The organism is Rathayibacter sp. AY1D9 (genome assembly GCF_002932395.1).
Classification (GTDB): Bacteria; Actinomycetota; Actinomycetes; order Actinomycetales; family Microbacteriaceae; genus Rathayibacter.
The window spans coordinates 1-16,422 of sequence record NZ_PSVQ01000002.1; the positions used below are offsets into that span (position 1 = coordinate 1).

Sequence of the window (16,422 nt, forward strand, 5' to 3'; positions counted from 1 at the left end):
GTCGTGCCCGGGCTGGTCTGGGCGAGGACGTCGTCCCAGGTGAGGTCGTAGTCGGCCGCGATCGCGGTGACGCGGGGGCGCGGGGCGGCGGCGGGGTCGGGCGTCTGAGCGGCGGTCCGCTCCTCCGTGTTCGTCATGACTCCCATTGTCCTCCTCCGCACGGCCGCGGGGGCCGCCACGGGCCGGGCGGGGGAGGAGGACGGGGAGTCGGCGTCGGGGAGGAACGTCAGGACGCGTCCTTCACCATCCCGCGGACCGAGAGCTGGACGACCAGCGGCCGGTGGTCGCTCCCGGCGTCGTCGCGGTCGTCGACGACCTGGTAGCCCGAGACCTCCCAGCGTCCGGAGAAGAGGACGTGGTCGATCGGGGCGCCGAGCGCGGGCGGGACCGAGGACGGCCAGGTGCCCAGGGCGGCGCCGCCCGCGACGGTCCCCGCGTCGCGGCAGCCGCCCAGCGTGGCCGAGCCCGGCAGCCCGGTCCAGTGGTCGACCGTGGAGTTCAGATCGCCGAGGACCACGACGTCCTCCTCCGCGGAGCAGAGCGCGGAGACCGAGAGCAGATCGCTCCGCCACTCCGCGAGGCGCGAGGGGATCGGCGCCATGGTGTGCACCGCGGCGAGGACGGGGCGCTCGGGAGTGTCGGGGCGTGCGACGAGGGACGGTGTCGATCCGGTGACGACCGCGGCGGTGTCGACGCTGTAGCCGCCGAGCGAGGGGGAGAGCAGCAGGGCCGCCCCGTCGTCGGCGCCCGACCCGGCGTAGTGGAGGGTCATCGACATCCCCTGGGCGCTGAGCGCGTTCACGACGTCCTGCGCGTGCGTCTGCGAGACCTCGAGGAGGGCGATGCCGTCGACCGCGCTCTCCCGGGCGAGCGAGGCGATCGTGTCGACGGGCACGCCGTCGTGCAGCACGTTCCAGGTCGCGAGGCGCACGTCGGCGAGGCGGTGGGCGCGCGGAGCGGCGGAGTCGTAGCCCCGCGCTCCCTGCACTCCCGCGAGCACGAGCGCGAAGACGACGCCGAGCGCCGCGAGGGCCAGCGCGAGGCGCCTGACCGGAGCGACGAGGACCGCGATCACGACCAGGACAGCGGCGAGCCCGACGGCCGCCGCGCCCGTCGCGAGCCGGAACGGCACCAGCTGGGCGAAGGGGGCCTCCCGGGCGATCCCGAAGAAGCCGGGCGCCGCGACCACCAGCAGAGCGATCGCCACGATCACCGCCACCGCGGTCTTCACCAGTCTCGTCCCCATCGCCGCCCAGGCTACTAGGGCATCGGAGGGCTCGCAGGCGGCGCGTCTACGATGAGCGCATGCATGTCGACGGGGGCCGTTACGACCTCCACACCCACTCCGTCGTCTCCGACGGCACCGAGGCTCCGGCCGTCCTGGTGCGGGCCGCGGCCGCGGCCGGGCTCGCCGGAGTGGCGCTCACCGACCACGACACGACCGGCGGCTGGGCCGAGGCGCTCGCCGCGGCCGAGGAGGCGGGCATCGACCTGCTGCCCGGCATGGAGCTCTCCTCCCGCGTCGGCTGGGCCAGCGTCCACGTCCTCGCGTACCTCGTCGATCCGGCGGATCCGGGGCTCGTGGCCGAGACCGCGCGCATCCGCTCGGCCCGCACGCACCGCGCGGAGGCGATCGTCACCGCGATCGCGGCCGACTACGACCTCACCTGGGACGACGTCCTCGCCCAGACCAGCCCGGGCACGACCATCGGGCGTCCGCACATCGCCGACGCGCTCGTCGCCCGCGGCCTGGCCACCGACCGCTCCGCGGCCTTCGCGGGGATCCTCGACTGGCGCGGCGGCTACTACCGCCCGCACTACGCGCCCGACCCGGTCGACGCCGTGCGCCTGGTCCGCGCGGCGGGCGGGGTCCCGGTCATCGCGCACCCGGCCGCGAGCGCCCGCGGGATCGCGGTCGAGTCGATCCTCCCGCAGCTCGTCGACGCCGGCCTGTTCGGCCTCGAGGTCGAGCACCGCGAGAACACGGCCGACGGCAAGCGCCGCCTGCGCGAGCTCGCCGAGCAGTACTCGCTCGTCACCACGGGCTCGAGCGACTACCACGGCACGGGCAAGCCCAACCGCCTGGGCGAGAACACGACTGCGCGCGCGACCGTCGACTCGATCCGCTCCTCCGCCCGCTGAGTCGCGGAGAGCCGCTGACAGGCGGAGAGCCGCCGGATCACCGTGACCGCTGAGGGGCGGAGAGCCGCTGAGTCGCGTGGGGACCCCGCTGAGTCGCGGGAGAGCCGCTGAGACGCCGAGAGCCCGCCCTCCCGCGACGGATCGCGGGGGGACGGGCTCGGGGCGCGGAGGCTCAGGCCTGCGCGTCGGGGCGCGGGGAGCGGCGGCGCGACCGGGTGCGGCGGCGCGGCTCGCTGTTGCCGTCGTGGTGCTCCTTGCTCTCGCTCGAGGGAGCGGGGCCGGTCTGCTGCGGAGCGGTCGAGTCGGCGGAGTCGGAGCGGGTGCGGCGACGCGGCGGCCGGTCGCCCCGCTCGGAGCGCTCGCCGCGGTCGGAGCGCTCGCCCCGGTCCGGGCGCGCGTCGGCCTTCGCCTCGGCGGGGATCGGGGTCGGCTTCAGCCGTCCCTTGGTTCCCGCGGGGATGTCGAGGTCGGTGTAGAGGTGCGGCGACGACGAGTAGGTCTCGACCGGGTCGGGCTGGCCGAACTCCAGCGCCCGGTTGATGAGGGCCCATTTGTGCAGGTCCTCCCAGTCGACGAAGGTCACCGCGATGCCGGTCTTGCCCGCGCGCCCGGTGCGGCCGACGCGGTGCAGGTAGGTCTGGTCGTCGTCCGGGATCGTGTGGTTGATCACGTGGGTGACGTCGTTCACGTCGATGCCGCGCGCGGCGACGTCGGTGGCGATCAGGATGTCCTTCTTGCCGGCCTTGAACGCCGCCATCGCGCGCTCGCGCTGCTCCTGGTTGAGGTCTCCGTGCACAGCCGCCGCGTTGAAGCCGCGGTCGTTGAGCTCCTCGACGATGCGGGCGGCGGCGCGCTTCGTGCGGGTGAAGATGACGGTCTTGCCGCGGCCCTCGGACTGCAGGATGCGCGCGATGACCTCGTCCTTGTCGAGCGAGTGCGCCCGGTAGACGATGTGCTTGATGTTCGCCTGCGTGATGCCCTCGTCGGGGTCGGTCGCGCGGATGTGGATGGGCTTGTTCATGAAGCGGCGCGCGAGCGCGACGATCGCGCCCGGCATCGTCGCCGAGAAGAGCATGGTGTGGCGGGTGGGCGGCGTCTGCGCGAACAGCTTCTCGATGTCCGAGAGGAAGCCCAGGTCGAGCATCTTGTCGGCCTCGTCGAGGACCATCACCTGCACGTTGGCGAGCGAGAGCAGGCGCTGCCCGGCGAGGTCGAGGAGCCGGCCGGGCGTGCCGACGACGATCTGCGCGCCGGCCTTCAGCTGCTCGATCTGGCCCTCGTAGGCCTTGCCGCCGTAGATCGAGACGATCTTGGTCGGCCGGTTGGAGGCGGCCAGCTCGATGTCCTCGGTGACCTGCACGGCGAGCTCGCGGGTCGGGACGACGATGAGCGCCTTGACGCCCGGCTCCGGGTCGGTGCCGAGGGCCTGGATGAGGGGGAGGCCGAAGCCGAAGGTCTTGCCGGTGCCGGTCTTGGCCTGGCCGATGATGTCCTGCTTCTGCAGGGCCAGGGGGATCGTCTGCTCCTGGATGGGGAACGGCTCGAGGATGCCCTTGGCGGCGAGTGCGGCGACGATGTCGTCGTCGATGTTCAGATCGGAGAAAGTCACGGAGTGAAGCGCCTGTCGTGTCGAACGGTCTACGCCCCTGTACGACTCCGGGCGCAGGGTCACCGATCCAGCGCCGGTGACATCCCGGCGAGTCTACTGCTCCCGGCCCCGCCGGCCCCGGAACCCCGCTCCTCCGGCGCCCTATGCTGAGGAAATGGCTGCCTGGTTCCGACGTCGACGTCCCCTGCTCGAGGTGCCCCGCCTGACGCCCCGCGGGGAGTCGAGCCAGAAGCGCGACCGCGTCGACCTCGCCGACCTCACCCCCGAGGTGCTGCCCTACCTCGGCCAGGTCGCCTACCTCCAGCTCGCGGTGTTCGAGGTGCTGGCGCGCGCCGTCGCCGAGACCGACGACCTCGCGGACAAGGAGGCCATCTCCTCCGCCGCCGGCACGGCGCTCGCGAAGCACCACGCCGTCGTCGCCGAGCTGCGCCGCCGCGACGTGGAGCCCGGCGAGGCCATGGCGCCGTTCCGCCCAGCGATCGACACCTTCGAGCGGCTCACCCGCGGCGCGGACCTCCACGAGACGCTGCTCTCGGCGTACATCACGGCGGGCCTGCTCGACGACTTCTTCATCCGCCTCACCGGCGGGCTGCCCACCGACGTGGGGCCGCGCATCGCGCAGACGCTCGGCGCGGACACGGGCGTCGACGGCGTGATCGCGATCCTCCGCCGCGAGATCGCCGCGGACGGGCGCCTGGGCTCGCGCCTGGCCGTCTGGGGCCGCCGCCTGGTGGGCGACACCCTCCTCGTGGCGCGCTCCGCGCTGATGGGCTCGGGCAACCACGACTCCGACGAGTCGCGGATCGAGCCGGTGTTCACCGAGCTCATCGCCTCGCACACGCGCCGGATGGACGCGCTGGGGCTCACGGCCTGACGGTTCCCGGCGTCGCACTGCCCCGGAATCCGGAACGACGGAGGCGCGGAAGTCCGAGGACTCCCGCGCCTCCGGCTCGGATCAGGGGGCGACGCGTCCCGAGAGCATCGCCTGCAGGGAGGCCTCGTCGCGGCGGGCGCGGCTGCGCCCGAGCGAGAGGCCGACCGGGACGACGACCACGGCGGTCGCGACGAGGGACAGGACCCAGATCAGGCCGCCGTCCCACGGCAGGCCCGCCCAGGTCAGTGCGACCCAGACGACTGCGGCGACGAGGCCGCCGATCGCCGGGACCAGCACGGAGCCGTGCAGGTGCCGGTGCGGCAGCCCGTAGCGCGCGGCGAGACCGATCAGGACCCCGAACAGGGTGATGAAGAGGAGCTCCACGACGTGTCCGCCCGGGACGCTCTAGGCGACGAAGCCGACGCGGCGCGACTCCTCGGAGCCGACCTCGACGAAGGCGATGGTGGCGGTCGGGACGATGTAGATCTTGCCCTTCTCGTCGCGGAGGCGGAGGACGGCGGTGCCGGCCTCGAGAGCGGTGGTCACCGTCTTCTCGACCTCGGTCACGGACATCGACGACTCGAAGTTGAGCTCGCGCGGGGTGTTGACCATTCCAATACGGATTTCCACCAGCAGTGCCTTTCGGGAGGGGACGAGGGTGTCAGGATACGGGACCGCGCTCGGACGACCGCGCCGGTTTCGCGGTGAGCGGAGCGGGCGGCCGGGGCTCCCGGCGGGGACGGGCGGGAGTGTCGGACCCGGTGGCTACCGTGGTCGTGTGACCGCTCCCGCGACCCCCGCTCCCTCCACCGCAGCCTCCGTCGGCGAGGCGCTCCCGGGCGAGCCCGCGGTCGTGCTGGACGACTCCCAGCGCGCGGTGCTCGCGCTGCCCGAGGGCCGCAGCGCCGCCGTGCTCGGGGCGCCGGGGACGGGCAAGACCACGACGGTCGTCGAGCTGGTCGCCGAGCGCGTCCTCGAGCGGGGGTACCCGCCCGAGTCGGTCGTGGTGCTCGCGGCCAGCCGCACCGCCGCCACCGCCCTGCGCGACGTGCTCGCCCTGCGGCTGGGAGTGCCGACCCGGGGCCCGCTCGCCCGGACCGCGACCTCGCTCGCGTTCGAGGCGGTCACCTCCTCCGCTAAGGAGCGCGGCCTCGAGCGGCCGACCCTCCTGACCGGCGGCGAGCAGGACGCCCTCCTCTCGGAGCTCGTCGAGGGCCACCTCGAGGAGGGGACCGGCCCGCGGTGGCCGGAGGAGTTCAGCCCCGAGGTGCTGCGGCTGCGGACCTTCCGGACCGAGCTCCGCGAGTTCGGGATGCGGGCGACCGAGCACGGGCTCGACTCGGACGCGATCCGCGCCCTCGGGGTCGACGCCGAGCGCGGCGAGTGGAGCGCGGCGGCCGACGTGCTCGACGAGCTGCGCGAGGTGGTCGAGTGGATGGCGCCCCAGGCGGGGACCCGCCTGGACGCGGCGGAGTTCGCGGCCTACGCGGCCGAGGCGATCCGCGCGGGCGAGGGCGGCGAGCGGATCGACGCGCTGCGTCTCGTCGTCGTCGACGACCTCCAGGAGGCGAGCGAGTCGACGCTCGTGCTGCTGCGGGCGCTGACGGAGCGCGGGGTGACCGTGATCGCGCTGGGCGACCCGGACGTGGCGACCAGCGCCTACCGCGGCGCGGCCTCCGACACGCTCGGCCGGTTCGCCGCGAGCATCGGCGCGTCCGACGTCGAGACTCTGGTGCTCGCGCGCGTGCACCGCCACTCGGCCGCGCTGCGGGCGGTCGTGTCGGCGGCCACCGAGCGGATCGGCACCGCGGCGGCCGGCCGGCAGCGGGCGGCGGTCGCGGCTCCGGCCCCCGAGGCGGGCCCGGCGCCCGTCCTGGTGCTGCACGCCCCGACGGCGGCGCGGGAGGCGGCGACGGTGGCGCGGCTGCTGCGCGAGCGGCGGCTGCGCGACGGAGTGCCGTGGCGGCGGATGGCGGTCGTCGTCCGCTCCGGAGCCGCGGTCCAGCCGCTGGTGAAGGCGCTCGCGGTGGCGGAGGTGCCGACCCGCTCCGTGCTCGCCGGACGGGCGCTGCGCGACGATCACGCGGCCCGGGCGCTGCTCGTGCTGGTCGGCGTCGCGATCGGCGAGCGGCCCCTCGATGCGGAACTCGCGGCGGAGCTGCTGCTCGGCCCTTTCGGCGGGGTCGACCGGCTGGGGCTGCGCAGGCTCCGGCTCGCACTCCGGGCGGAGGAGCTGGCCGGCGGCGGCATCCGCGCGAGCGACCCGCTGCTGGTCGAGGCCCTCGCCGCGCCCGGCCGATTCGCGACCATCGACTCCGCTCCCGCCCGGCAGGCCGAGCGGCTGGCCGTGACGATCGACCGGGTCCGCCGCCTGCACGAGGAGGGGGGCTCGATCGAGGAGCTCCTGTGGTCGGCGTGGGAGTCCAGCCGCGTCGCGTCCTCCTGGCGCGAGCTCGCCCTCGGCACCGGCCTGACCGCCGCCGAGGCCAACCGCAACCTCGACGGCGTGGTCGCCCTCTTCAGCGCCGCGCGCCGGTTCGTGGAGCGGGCGACCGGGCACTCCGCGATCGGCTTCGTCACCGAGATCCTCGAGGCGGAGGTCCCCGAGGACACGCTCGCTCCGCGCTCCGTCGAGGACGCGGTCCTGATCGGCACGCCCTCCTCCGTCGTCGGCCTCGAGTTCGACGTCGTGGTGGTGGCGCGGCTGCAGGACGGCGTCTGGCCCAACCTCCGCCAGCGCGGCTCGCTGCTCGATCCGGACGGCCTGCTGCGGCACGCCCGCGGCGAGGGCGGACTGCCGCTCGACGCCCGCAAGGCCACTCTCGACGACGAGCTCCGGATGTTCGCCCTGGCCGCCTCGCGCGCCCGGCGGCAGCTGGTGCTCAGCGCCGTCGCGGGCGAGGACGAGACGCCCTCCCTCTTCTTCCGGCTCACCCCGCCGGACGCGCCGCGGCTCGATCCGGCCTCCGCGGTGCCGCTCACGCTGCGCGGGGCGGTGGCGGCGCTGCGCCGGACCGCCACCACACCGGACTCGACCGAGGCTCCCGCCGCCATCCGAGGGCTCAGCGCCCTGGCGCTCGCGGAGGTCCCCGGCGCCGACCCCTCCTCCTGGTCCGGGGTGCTCGAGCCCTCGACCACGGAGCCGCTCTTCGACGTCGGCGACCCCGAGCGGCCCGTCTCCGTCTCGCCGAGCCGGCTCGAGGCCTTCGAGCGGTCCCCTCTGGACTGGTTCGTCGACGCCGTCTCCGGCTCCACGACGAGCACGGCGATGGGGGTCGGCACCCTCGTGCACTGGGTCCTCGAGAACGCCGAGCGGCCCGATCCGCAGGAGCTGTGGGCGGCTCTCGAGTCGCGGTGGCCCGAGCTGGTCTTCGAGTCGCCCTGGCTGGGGGAGCGGCAGAAGCGCGTCACACGGCGGCTGATCGACGGCCTCGCGGGCTACCTCGCCGACTTCGAGCGCGGGGGAGGCGTGGTGCTCGGCCGCGAGCAGCAGTTCGAGCTCGACGTCCCGCCCGCCCGGGTGCGGGGCTCGATCGACCGCGTCGAGCGCGCGGCCGACGGCTCCGTCACGATCGTCGATCTCAAGACGGGCCGCAGCACCCCCCGCAAGGACGACATCGCCGAGCACGCGCAGCTGGGCAGCTATCAGCTCGCCGTCGCCGAAGGGGCGATCGAGGCGGCCGACCCGGCCGACGGGGGAGGCGCGAAGCTGCTCTTCGTGGCGACGGGCGTGCGCGGGAAGCCGTACCGCGAGGTGGTCCAGGAGCGCTTCGGCGAGGAGGAGCTGGAGCGGCTGCGCGATCGCGTCCGCGCCGCGGCCCTGGGCATGGCGGCGGCGGGCTTCTCGGGCCTGCTCGACGCGACCCCGTTCTCCCCCGGCGACGCCCTGCGGTACCGCATCCACGCGGTGCCCGAGGTCCCGGGGGACGGACTCCTGGCGATCGACGAGGTCGACGAGACAGAGGACCTGGAGGACTCCGAGGAGCCGGGTCCCGATGCGCCGGCCGATCCTTCCGGCCCCGCCGACCCCGACCCCTCCGCCGTCCTCGAGGAGGAGCTGCCGTGATCGACGCCCTGACCATCGCCGAGCGCCTCGACCTGCGCCCGCCCACCGCCGAGCAGCGCGCTGTCATCGAGGCGCCGCTCGAGCCTGCCCTGGTGGTCGCCGGTGCCGGCAGCGGCAAGACCGAGACGATGGCCAACCGCGTCCTCTGGCTCCTCGCGAACGGCCACGCGGCGCCGTCGGAGGTGCTCGGCCTCACCTTCACCCGTAAGGCGGCGGCCGAGCTCGGCGAGCGCATCGGGCGGAGGATCGACCAGCTCGGCGCGGCGGGCCTGCTCCCGCTCGCGCCCGGGCAGTCGGCGCCCGACCCGTTCGAGGCCGCCACCGTCTCGACCTACAACGCCTTCGCGAACACGATCTTCCGCGACAACGCGGCCCTGATCGGCCGCGAGGGGGACGCGACCGTGCTCTCCGAGGCCTCCGCCTGGCATCTCGCGCGGGGAGTCGTGGCCGACACGGCCGATCCGCGCATCCTCGAGGTGGAGGCGGGCATCGACCGGCTGACCGACCTCGTCGTCTCGCTCGCGCACGACCTCGCCGACAACCTCGCCGATCCGGCCGCGGTCGCCGCGTTCGCCGAGGACTTCCTCCGCCTGGGCGAGCTCCCGCGTGGAGGCAGCGGCTCGGGGCTCTACCGCGAGCTCGAGAAGGCGCTGCAGGCCGTGGGCGCGCTGCCGGTGCTGACGGCGCTCGCCGAGCGGTTCCAGGAGGCGAAGGCCGAGCGCGGCTTCGTCGAGTTCTCGGACCAGGTGGCCCTCGCGCTGCGGATCGTCGACAGGGTGCCGCGGATCGTGGACGAGCACCGCGCGAGGTACCGGGTGGTGCTCCTCGACGAGTACCAGGACACCTCCGTGCTGCAGACCCGCCTCCTCTCGCGGCTCTTCGCCGGGCAGGGAGTGATGGCGGTGGGCGACCCGCACCAGTCGATCTACGGCTGGCGCGGTGCGAGCGCCGAGGGGCTCGGCCGCTTCGGCACCGATTTCGGGGGAGCGGGCCGCTTCTCCCTCAGCACGAGCTGGCGCAACGGCCGCCGCGTGCTGACCGCCGCGAACGCGATCGTGGAGCCGCTGTCGGCGGGCAGCGCGGTCGCGGTCGACACGCTGAGCGCGGGTCCTCAGGCCTCCGAGCACCCGGTCGAGCTCACCTTCCCCGAGACGATCGAGGAGGAGGCGGACGACGTCGCCGCCTGGTTCGCCAGGCGCCTGCGCGAGAACGCCGAGCCGCCGTCGGCCGCGGTGCTCTTCCGGGTGCGCGCGCACATGGACCGCTTCGCCGCCGCGCTGGCGAAGCACGGCGTCCGGTACCACATCCTCGGCATCGGGGGCCTGCTGCGGCAGCCCGAGATCGCCGACCTCGTCGCCGCGCTCACCGTGGTCGAGGACCCGGCCGCCGGCAGCGAGCTCGTGCGCCTCCTGGCCGGCGCCCGCTGGCGTCTGGGCGTCCGCGACCTCAAGGCGCTGCGCGACCTCGCCTCGTGGCTCGCGGCGCGCGACCACGCGCACCGGCTGCTCCCGGAGGAGGTGCGCGAGCGGATGCGCGCGTCCGTCACCGAGGGCGAGGGCGGCTCGATCGTCGAGGCCCTCGACTTCATCGCGGCGCGCCGCCCCGGCGACGACGGGCGGATCGACCACTCCGCGCTCGGCGGGTTCAGCGCCGAGGGCCTGCGGCGCCTGCACGAGGCGGGCACCCTGTTCGCCCGGCTGCGCGCCCGGGCCGGGCTCGACCTCCTCGACTTCGTCACCCTGGTCGAGCAGGAGCTGGGCCTGGACATCGAGGTCGAGGCGAACGAGTCGCGCGGGGACGGCCGCGCCAACCTCGAGGCCTTCCGGGAGGCGGTGGCCGGGTACCTGCAGACGGACGACCGCGGCGCCGGCACCGGCTCCTCTCTCCGCGGATTCCTCCGCTGGCTCGTCCTCGCGGACAAGCGCGACGGCCTGGCCCCGCGACCGGAGGACCCGGAACCGGGGACGGTGCAGCTGCTGACGATCCACGGCTCCAAGGGTCTGGAGTGGGACCTCGTCGCCGTCCCGCGGATGGTCGACGGCGAGCTCCCCGGCACGCCGGTCGAGGGCTTCCGCGGGTGGGTCAGACTGGGCGCGATGCCCTACGCGTTCCGCGGCGACGCCGCCGAGCTCCCCGATCTCGCCTGGCGCGGCTGCAGCACGCAGAAGGAGGTCGTCGACGCGATCGGAGCGTTCGGCGACACCCTCCGCGAGCGCAACGAGGCGGAGGAGCGGCGTCTCGCCTACGTGGCCGTCACGCGGGCGCGTCACCACCTCCTGCTCAGCGGCTCGTGGTGGGCAGGCCAGGCCAAGCCGCGCGGACCGGGCGTCTTCCTCCGCGACCTCGAGGAGGCCGGCACGATCGCGCCGCTGCCGACCGAGCCCGCGAACGAGGAGAACCCGCTCGAGCGGGCCCCGCGCACGTTCCGCTGGCCCCACGATCCGCTCGGCTCCCGCGGCGACCGGGTCCGCGCCGCCGCCGCCCGGGTCCGCAGCGCCGAGCCCGCTCTGCTCGGAGCGCGCGGCGACGACATCCGCCTGCTGCTCGCCGAGCGGGCGGTGCGGCTGGCCGGGGGCGAGCGCACGCCGCTGCCCACCCGCATCCCCGCCTCCCGGTTCAAGGACATCGTCAGCACGCCGGACGAGGTCGCGGCGCAGCTGCGCCGGCCGATGCCGGAGCGCCCCTACCGGCAGACCCGGCTCGGCACGACCTTCCACTCCTGGGTCGAGAACCGCTTCGGCGTCCAGGGCGGGGCGGAGGCGGTCGACACCTTCCCCGACGAGCTCGACGACGCCGGCCCCGCGAGCGTCGAGCAGGAGCGGCTCGACGCCCTGATCGCCACCTTCGAGCGCTCGGAGTGGGCCGACCGGCGCCCGGAGGCGGTCGAGATCGAGATCCACCTCCAGCTCGCAGGCCACGTCGTCGTCTGCAAGCTCGACGCGGTGTACCCGACGGAGGACGGCGTGCAGATCGTCGACTGGAAGACCGGGCGGGCGCCGAAGGACGCCGCCGACCTCGAGCTCAAGCAGTTCCAGCTCGCGCTGTACCGGCTCGCCTACTCGCGCTGGCGGGGGGTGCCGCTCGAGAGCGTCGACGCCGTGTTCTACTTCGTCGCCGACGACCTCGTGCTGCGGCCCGAGCGGTTCTACTCCGAGCGCGAGCTCGCGGAGTCGCTCTCCTCGGCGACGGGCGCGAGCCCGCGGCCGTGAGCGGAGGAGCCCGTGCGGGCTCCCGGCGTGCGGTTGAGCAGCTCCTCGACCTCCGAGACCTCCAGCACCGGGCCGGTGTCGGTCGAGAGGGGCGCGGAGAGGTCGCCGAGCACGCTGTCCACAAGCGTGTCCAGCATGGCGACCGCGTCGTCCACGATGGCGGAGTCGTCGGTCTCGGTGCCGTGCAGCAGCCAGCGGGCGAGCTCGAGCTCGGCGTAGAGCTGGGCGCGCTGGCGGATCGTGCGGTCCACTGCTCCCGCGCGCATCCGGGAGTAGGCGGAGAGCGCCGTCTCCGAGCCCGGGGCGCTCAGCAGCCAGTGCAGGTCGCGCGCCGGGTCGCCGACCCGCAGCGCCGCCCAGCCGAGCACGGCCGCGACGACGTCGCCCGAGCGGAGGAAGGAGTCGGCGGTCATCGAGCCGTTCACCACGGTCGGGTCGAACTGCCAGAGCGCCTCGTCGGAGGAGGCCGACTCCCAGCGCGCGACGAGCGCCGCCGGGACGTGGCCGGTGTCGGCCGCGCGCTCGATCACCGCGACCGTCTCGTTCACGCTGTCGCGCGCGGTCGCGATCGGCAGGCCCGCCTCCTGGACGAACGACACCGGGAGCGAGTGGATCGCCCCGACGGCCCGGCCGATCGAGTCCGCGAGCCCGCTCTGCGCGGCCACGTCGTCGATGAGGACGCGATCTCCCTCGAGGTACTCGTAGACGACCGCGCGGGTGCCGTCGAACGGCGTCTGCCCGACGCTCTCCTGCAGATCGAAGGGCAGGCGGCTGCGGATGCCGGCGGTCAGCGCCCGGAGCGCGACGAGGTCGCCGAGCTGCTCCTGCTCCGCGAGCGCGGACGTGGGCACGCGCACGACGAGGCGGGCGCCCTCGCGCGTCGTCAGCAGGGCGGAGTCGAAGTCGCCGTGCGTCGAGGAGGTGAAGGGGCGCGCGGAGCGGACGTCGAGGCCCTCGACGGCCGAGGTGGCCAGCGCGGCTAGAGTGAGATGGGATCTGGCCATGGTTTCCAGGGTAGGCGGCTCGTGCCCGGCCGGCCCGCCGCCACGCGCTGTCCCGCCGATGCCGTCGAAGGCCCGCGACAGCGGTCCTCGCGGCCCCCGTCACGAAATGAGCCCCGGATGTCACTGCCCTTCGCCGATCGCCTCCCGCTCTCGCGACAGGCGGCCGACCGCGACGGCGTCGGACGCTCGCGGCCCGCGCTCTTCGACGAGCTGCTCGCCGATCCCGCCACCCGCGTGCTCGTCCTGCACCACGACCGGACCCTGGTCGAGGCCGACCGCCTCCTCCTGCGCCGCCCCGAGGACGTGACCGCCGGCACCCTCCGGATCTACCTCGGCCGCACGCTCGCCGAGGCCCCCGGCGAGCCGGTCGGAACCCCCGTCATCGCGACCGTCCTCACCGACGCGGCCGCCGCCGAGCTCGAGCCCGACGAGGAGCGGTGGAGCGGCCTGCGCCCGATCGCCGAGCGCCTGAGCGACCGCGACGCGGGCCTGTTCACCGAGGCTCTCGCCATCGCGAACTGGCACGCCTCGCACGGCTACTCGCCCCGCAACGGCGACCCGACCGTCGTCGAGCAGGGCGGCTGGGTCCGCCGCTCGCCCACCGACGGCAGCCAGGTCTTCCCGCGCACGGATCCGGCGATCATCGTCTGCGTCCTCGACGCGGACGACCGCCTCCTCCTCGGCTCGAACGCGATGTGGGGCACCGGCCGCTTCTCCCTGCTCGCCGGCTTCGTCGAGCCGGGCGAGTCGCTCGAGGCCGCCGTCATCCGCGAGATCGGCGAGGAGTCGGGCATGCGCGTCGTCGACCCGCAGTACCTCGGCTCGCAGCCCTGGCCCTTCCCCGCCTCCCTCATGGTCGGCTTCACCGCCCGCCTCGCCGAGGACCAGTCCCCGGAGGATCTGCTCCCGGACGGCGAGGAGATCGTCGAGCTGCGCTGGTTCACCCGGCAGCAGCTGCACGACTCGCTCGAGTCCGTGCTGCTGCCCGGCCGCTCGTCCATCGCCCGCGCGATGATCGAGGACTGGTACGGAGGCGAGCTGGAGAACGGCCCGATCGCGTGACCCTGCTCGACGGACTCGACGAGGGGCAGCGCGAGGCTGCGGAGGCGCTGCTGGGGCCGGTCTGCGTCCTCGCGGGAGCGGGCACCGGCAAGACCCGGACGATCACGCACCGCATCGCGCACGGAGTGGCGACCGGCGTCTACACGCCCGGTCGCGTCATGGCCCTGACCTTCACGAGCCGCGCCGCGGCCGAGCTGCGCTCGCGCCTGCGGGTGCTCGGCGCCGGGGGCGTCCAGGCCCGCACCTTCCACGCCGCCGCCCTCTCGCAGCTCGGCTACTTCTGGCCGCAGCTGGTGGGGGGCACGATGCCCCAGCTGCTCGACGGCAAGGCGCGCCTGCTCGGGCACGCGGCCGAGCGGCTCCGCCTGAAGCTCGACACGGCGACGCTCCGCGACCTCTCGGCCGAGATCGAGTGGCGGAAGGTGTCCGCCCTCTCGCTCGAGCAGTACGCCGTCGCCGCCCGCACGCGCCCCCTGCCCGGACGGCTCACCCTGGAGCAGACGGTCGCGCTCGTGGACGAGTACGAGGGGCTGAAGGACCAGCGCCGCCAGATCGACTTCGAGGACGTCCTGCTCGTGACCGCCGGGATGCTCGAGTCCGAGCCTGCGATGGCGATGCAGGTGCGCGAGCAGTACCGCTTCTTCGTCGTCGACGAGTACCAGGACGTCTCGCCGCTGCAGCAGCGGCTCCTGGAGCTCTGGCTCGGCGACCGGAGCGACCTCTGCGTCGTCGGCGACGCCAGCCAGACCATCTACTCCTTCGCGGGTGCGCGGGCCGACTACCTCCTCGACTTCCCGTCCCGCTGGCCGGCCGCCACCGTGGTGCGCCTGGAGGAGAACTACCGCTCGGCCGTGCCGATCGTGCAGACCGCGAACCGCCTCATGCGGGGCAGGCCCGGCGCCCTCTCGCTCCACGCCGTCGCCGCCGCCGAGGCGCCGGAGCCCGCGATCGACGCCTACCCGGACGACATCGCGGAGGCGCGCGGGATCGCGGCGCGGGTCGCGGCCGACATCGAGGCGGGGGTGCGCCCCTCCGACATCGCGGTCCTCTTCCGCACCAACAGCCAGTCGGCGGTCATCGAGCACGCCCTGCACGAGCGTGGAGTGAGCGCGCACATGCGCGGCGGCAAGCGCTTCTTCGACCTGCCCGAGGTGAAGCAGGCCGTGATGCAGCTGCGAGCGGCGTCCGTGTCGATCAGCGGCGAGCCGCTGTTCAAGTCGGTGAGCGACGTCCTCCGCTCGCTCGGCTGGAGCGCCGAGCCCCCGTCGGCGCCCGGTGCGGTGCGCGACCGGTGGGAGTCGCTGGACACGCTGGCCCGCCTCGTCGACGAGGCCCCTGCCGGATGGACCTTCCGCCAGTTCACCGACGACCTGATCGCACGCCAGCAGGTGCACCACGAGCCGGACCGCGGCGCGGTCACCCTCGCCACGCTGCACTCGGCGAAGGGTCTCGAGTGGGAGTCGGTGCACCTGATGGGGCTCGCCGAGGGCCTGCTGCCGATCTCGTACGCCGCCGGCCTCGAGGCGATCGACGAGGAGCGGCGCCTCCTCTACGTCGGCATCACCCGGGCCCGCCGGCGCCTGCGCCTCTCGTGGGCGCGCTCGACGGTCGGCCGCGTCACGCGGAGGGAGCCGTCGCGCTTCCTCGAAGAGCTCGGCACGCGCACTCGGGGTGCGGCTCCCGCTCCCGCACGGTGAACGCTCCGGAGGCGTCGCTGTAGACCCGCTCGGCCGCGCGGAGCCCTCGCCAGCCGGCGAGGAGCCGCCGCAGCACGGCGTCGGCGGCCGCCACGGCGATCGCCGCGCTCGCGAGCGGCGTGCGGGTGGGGGCTGAGCGGCCGAGCACCTGGATCACGAGGCGCGCGCGATCCGGGTCGAGGTCCATCCGGTCCCGCTCGGCGCAGTGCAGGCACGGTCCGGACCCCGGCTCCACCAGGGGTCCGACGCGCACCGATTCGTCGCCGAACACCACCGCCAGGTGCGGCACATCGGCCGCGAGCCAGTGCGCGGCGCGGGCGGGGGCGACCGCGAAGTCGGCGATCAGCACGGCGAGGTCCGGCGTCCCGTCGTCGGTGAGCAACGAGCAGCCCTCGCTCCGGAGCAGCGTGCGCAGTGCGTCCGGTGCCGCGCCCGTCCCCTCGACGACGACCCGCGGTGCCGGGGGAGGGCCGGGCTCGACGCTGCGCAGCAGGACCGGCCGGAGCGCCTCGAGCACCTCGTCGACACGCGCCTCGCTCGCTCCGGCGCGCGCCGCGATCAGGCGGACGGTGCCGGCGCTGGTGCCCACGCGGAGGGCGTCGAGCAGCAGCTCCTCCGGGTAGCCGACGCCGTCCAGGACCGCGTGCGGCCGGTCGAGGCCGAGCTGCACCGCGGTCGCGGAGCGCCAGAGCAGGGGGAGTCGGGGATCGAGCCGGAGCACCATCCGGCGATCATGGCCGAGACCGGCCCGGCGCCGCG

The 16,422-nt window shown here is 74.7% G+C and carries 12 protein-coding genes; 6 read left to right on the top strand and 6 right to left on the bottom strand.

The genetic code is table 11. From position 1 onward, the window contains the following. Positions 1-226: 226 nt before the first annotated feature. Positions 227-1,246: an endonuclease/exonuclease/phosphatase family protein gene (locus tag C5C50_RS01600; RefSeq protein WP_146078796.1), complete on the bottom strand. Its 1,020-nt coding sequence runs from the start codon at positions 1,244-1,246 to the stop codon at positions 227-229. A gap of 59 nt (positions 1,247-1,305) precedes the next feature. On the opposite strand from C5C50_RS01600, the gene C5C50_RS01605 reads away from it, so the two are divergent. Next, positions 1,306-2,142 carry a PHP domain-containing protein gene (locus C5C50_RS01605; protein ID WP_104233176.1) on the top strand — a complete coding sequence of 279 codons (837 nt, stop codon included), beginning with the start codon at positions 1,306-1,308 and terminating at the stop codon, positions 2,140-2,142. 172 nt (positions 2,143-2,314) lie between these two features. Here C5C50_RS01605 and C5C50_RS01610 read toward each other — a convergent pair whose 3' ends face one another. Next, positions 2,315-3,751, bottom strand: coding sequence for a DEAD/DEAH box helicase (locus tag C5C50_RS01610; protein WP_104224844.1), 1,437 nt, complete (start codon positions 3,749-3,751; stop codon positions 2,315-2,317). A 154-nt stretch (positions 3,752-3,905) separates the two neighbouring features. On the opposite strand from C5C50_RS01610, the gene C5C50_RS01615 reads away from it, so the two are divergent. After that, a complete protein-coding gene (locus C5C50_RS01615; RefSeq protein ID WP_104261755.1) occupies positions 3,906-4,625 on the top strand; it encodes a ferritin-like fold-containing protein in 720 nt (239 codons plus the stop codon). 81 nt (positions 4,626-4,706) lie between these two features. Here C5C50_RS01615 and C5C50_RS01620 read toward each other — a convergent pair whose 3' ends face one another. Both C5C50_RS01620 and C5C50_RS01625 read right to left on the bottom strand, forming a co-directional pair. Then, a complete protein-coding gene (locus tag C5C50_RS01620) occupies positions 4,707-5,009 on the bottom strand; it encodes a hypothetical protein (RefSeq protein WP_104226942.1) in 303 nt (100 codons plus the stop codon). Positions 5,010-5,030: 21 nt separating this feature from the next. Further along, positions 5,031-5,255 carry a DUF3107 domain-containing protein gene (locus C5C50_RS01625; protein ID WP_104224841.1) on the bottom strand — a complete coding sequence of 75 codons (225 nt, stop codon included), beginning with the start codon at positions 5,253-5,255 and terminating at the stop codon, positions 5,031-5,033. Positions 5,256-5,403: 148 nt separating this feature from the next. On the opposite strand from C5C50_RS01625, the gene C5C50_RS01630 reads away from it, so the two are divergent. Together C5C50_RS01630 and C5C50_RS01635 are read left to right on the top strand one after the other, a co-directional pair. After that, positions 5,404-8,691 (top strand): ATP-dependent DNA helicase, encoded by a 3,288-nt coding sequence (locus C5C50_RS01630; RefSeq protein ID WP_104272706.1) that lies wholly within the window; start codon positions 5,404-5,406, stop codon positions 8,689-8,691. Beyond that, positions 8,688-11,900 (top strand): ATP-dependent DNA helicase, encoded by a 3,213-nt coding sequence (locus C5C50_RS01635; RefSeq protein WP_104272707.1) that lies wholly within the window; start codon positions 8,688-8,690, stop codon positions 11,898-11,900. The genes C5C50_RS01630 and C5C50_RS01635 overlap by 4 nt, the downstream gene beginning before the upstream one ends. Here C5C50_RS01635 and C5C50_RS01640 read toward each other — a convergent pair. Beyond that, on the bottom strand, positions 11,837-12,904 hold the full coding sequence (locus C5C50_RS01640) for a phosphotransferase (RefSeq protein WP_104224838.1): 1,068 nt from the start codon (positions 12,902-12,904) through the stop codon (positions 11,837-11,839). The genes C5C50_RS01635 and C5C50_RS01640 overlap by 64 nt on opposite strands. A 117-nt stretch (positions 12,905-13,021) precedes the next feature. Here C5C50_RS01640 and nudC point away from each other — a divergent pair, with 117 nt between their 5' ends. Together nudC and C5C50_RS01650 are read left to right on the top strand one after the other, a co-directional pair. Next, complete coding sequence (gene nudC / locus C5C50_RS01645; protein ID WP_104233180.1) at positions 13,022-13,966, top strand: NAD(+) diphosphatase; 945 nt, start codon at positions 13,022-13,024, stop codon at positions 13,964-13,966. Further along, complete coding sequence (locus tag C5C50_RS01650) at positions 13,963-15,663, top strand: ATP-dependent helicase (protein WP_104224836.1); 1,701 nt, start codon at positions 13,963-13,965, stop codon at positions 15,661-15,663. Before nudC ends, C5C50_RS01650 begins: the two co-directional genes overlap by 4 nt. On the opposite strand, the gene C5C50_RS01655 is transcribed toward C5C50_RS01650, so the two are convergent. Continuing rightward, complete coding sequence (locus C5C50_RS01655) at positions 15,584-16,387, bottom strand: hypothetical protein (protein WP_104261195.1); 804 nt, start codon at positions 16,385-16,387, stop codon at positions 15,584-15,586. The two genes, C5C50_RS01650 and C5C50_RS01655, sit on opposite strands and share 80 nt — an antisense overlap. Positions 16,388-16,422: the final 35 nt, after the last annotated feature.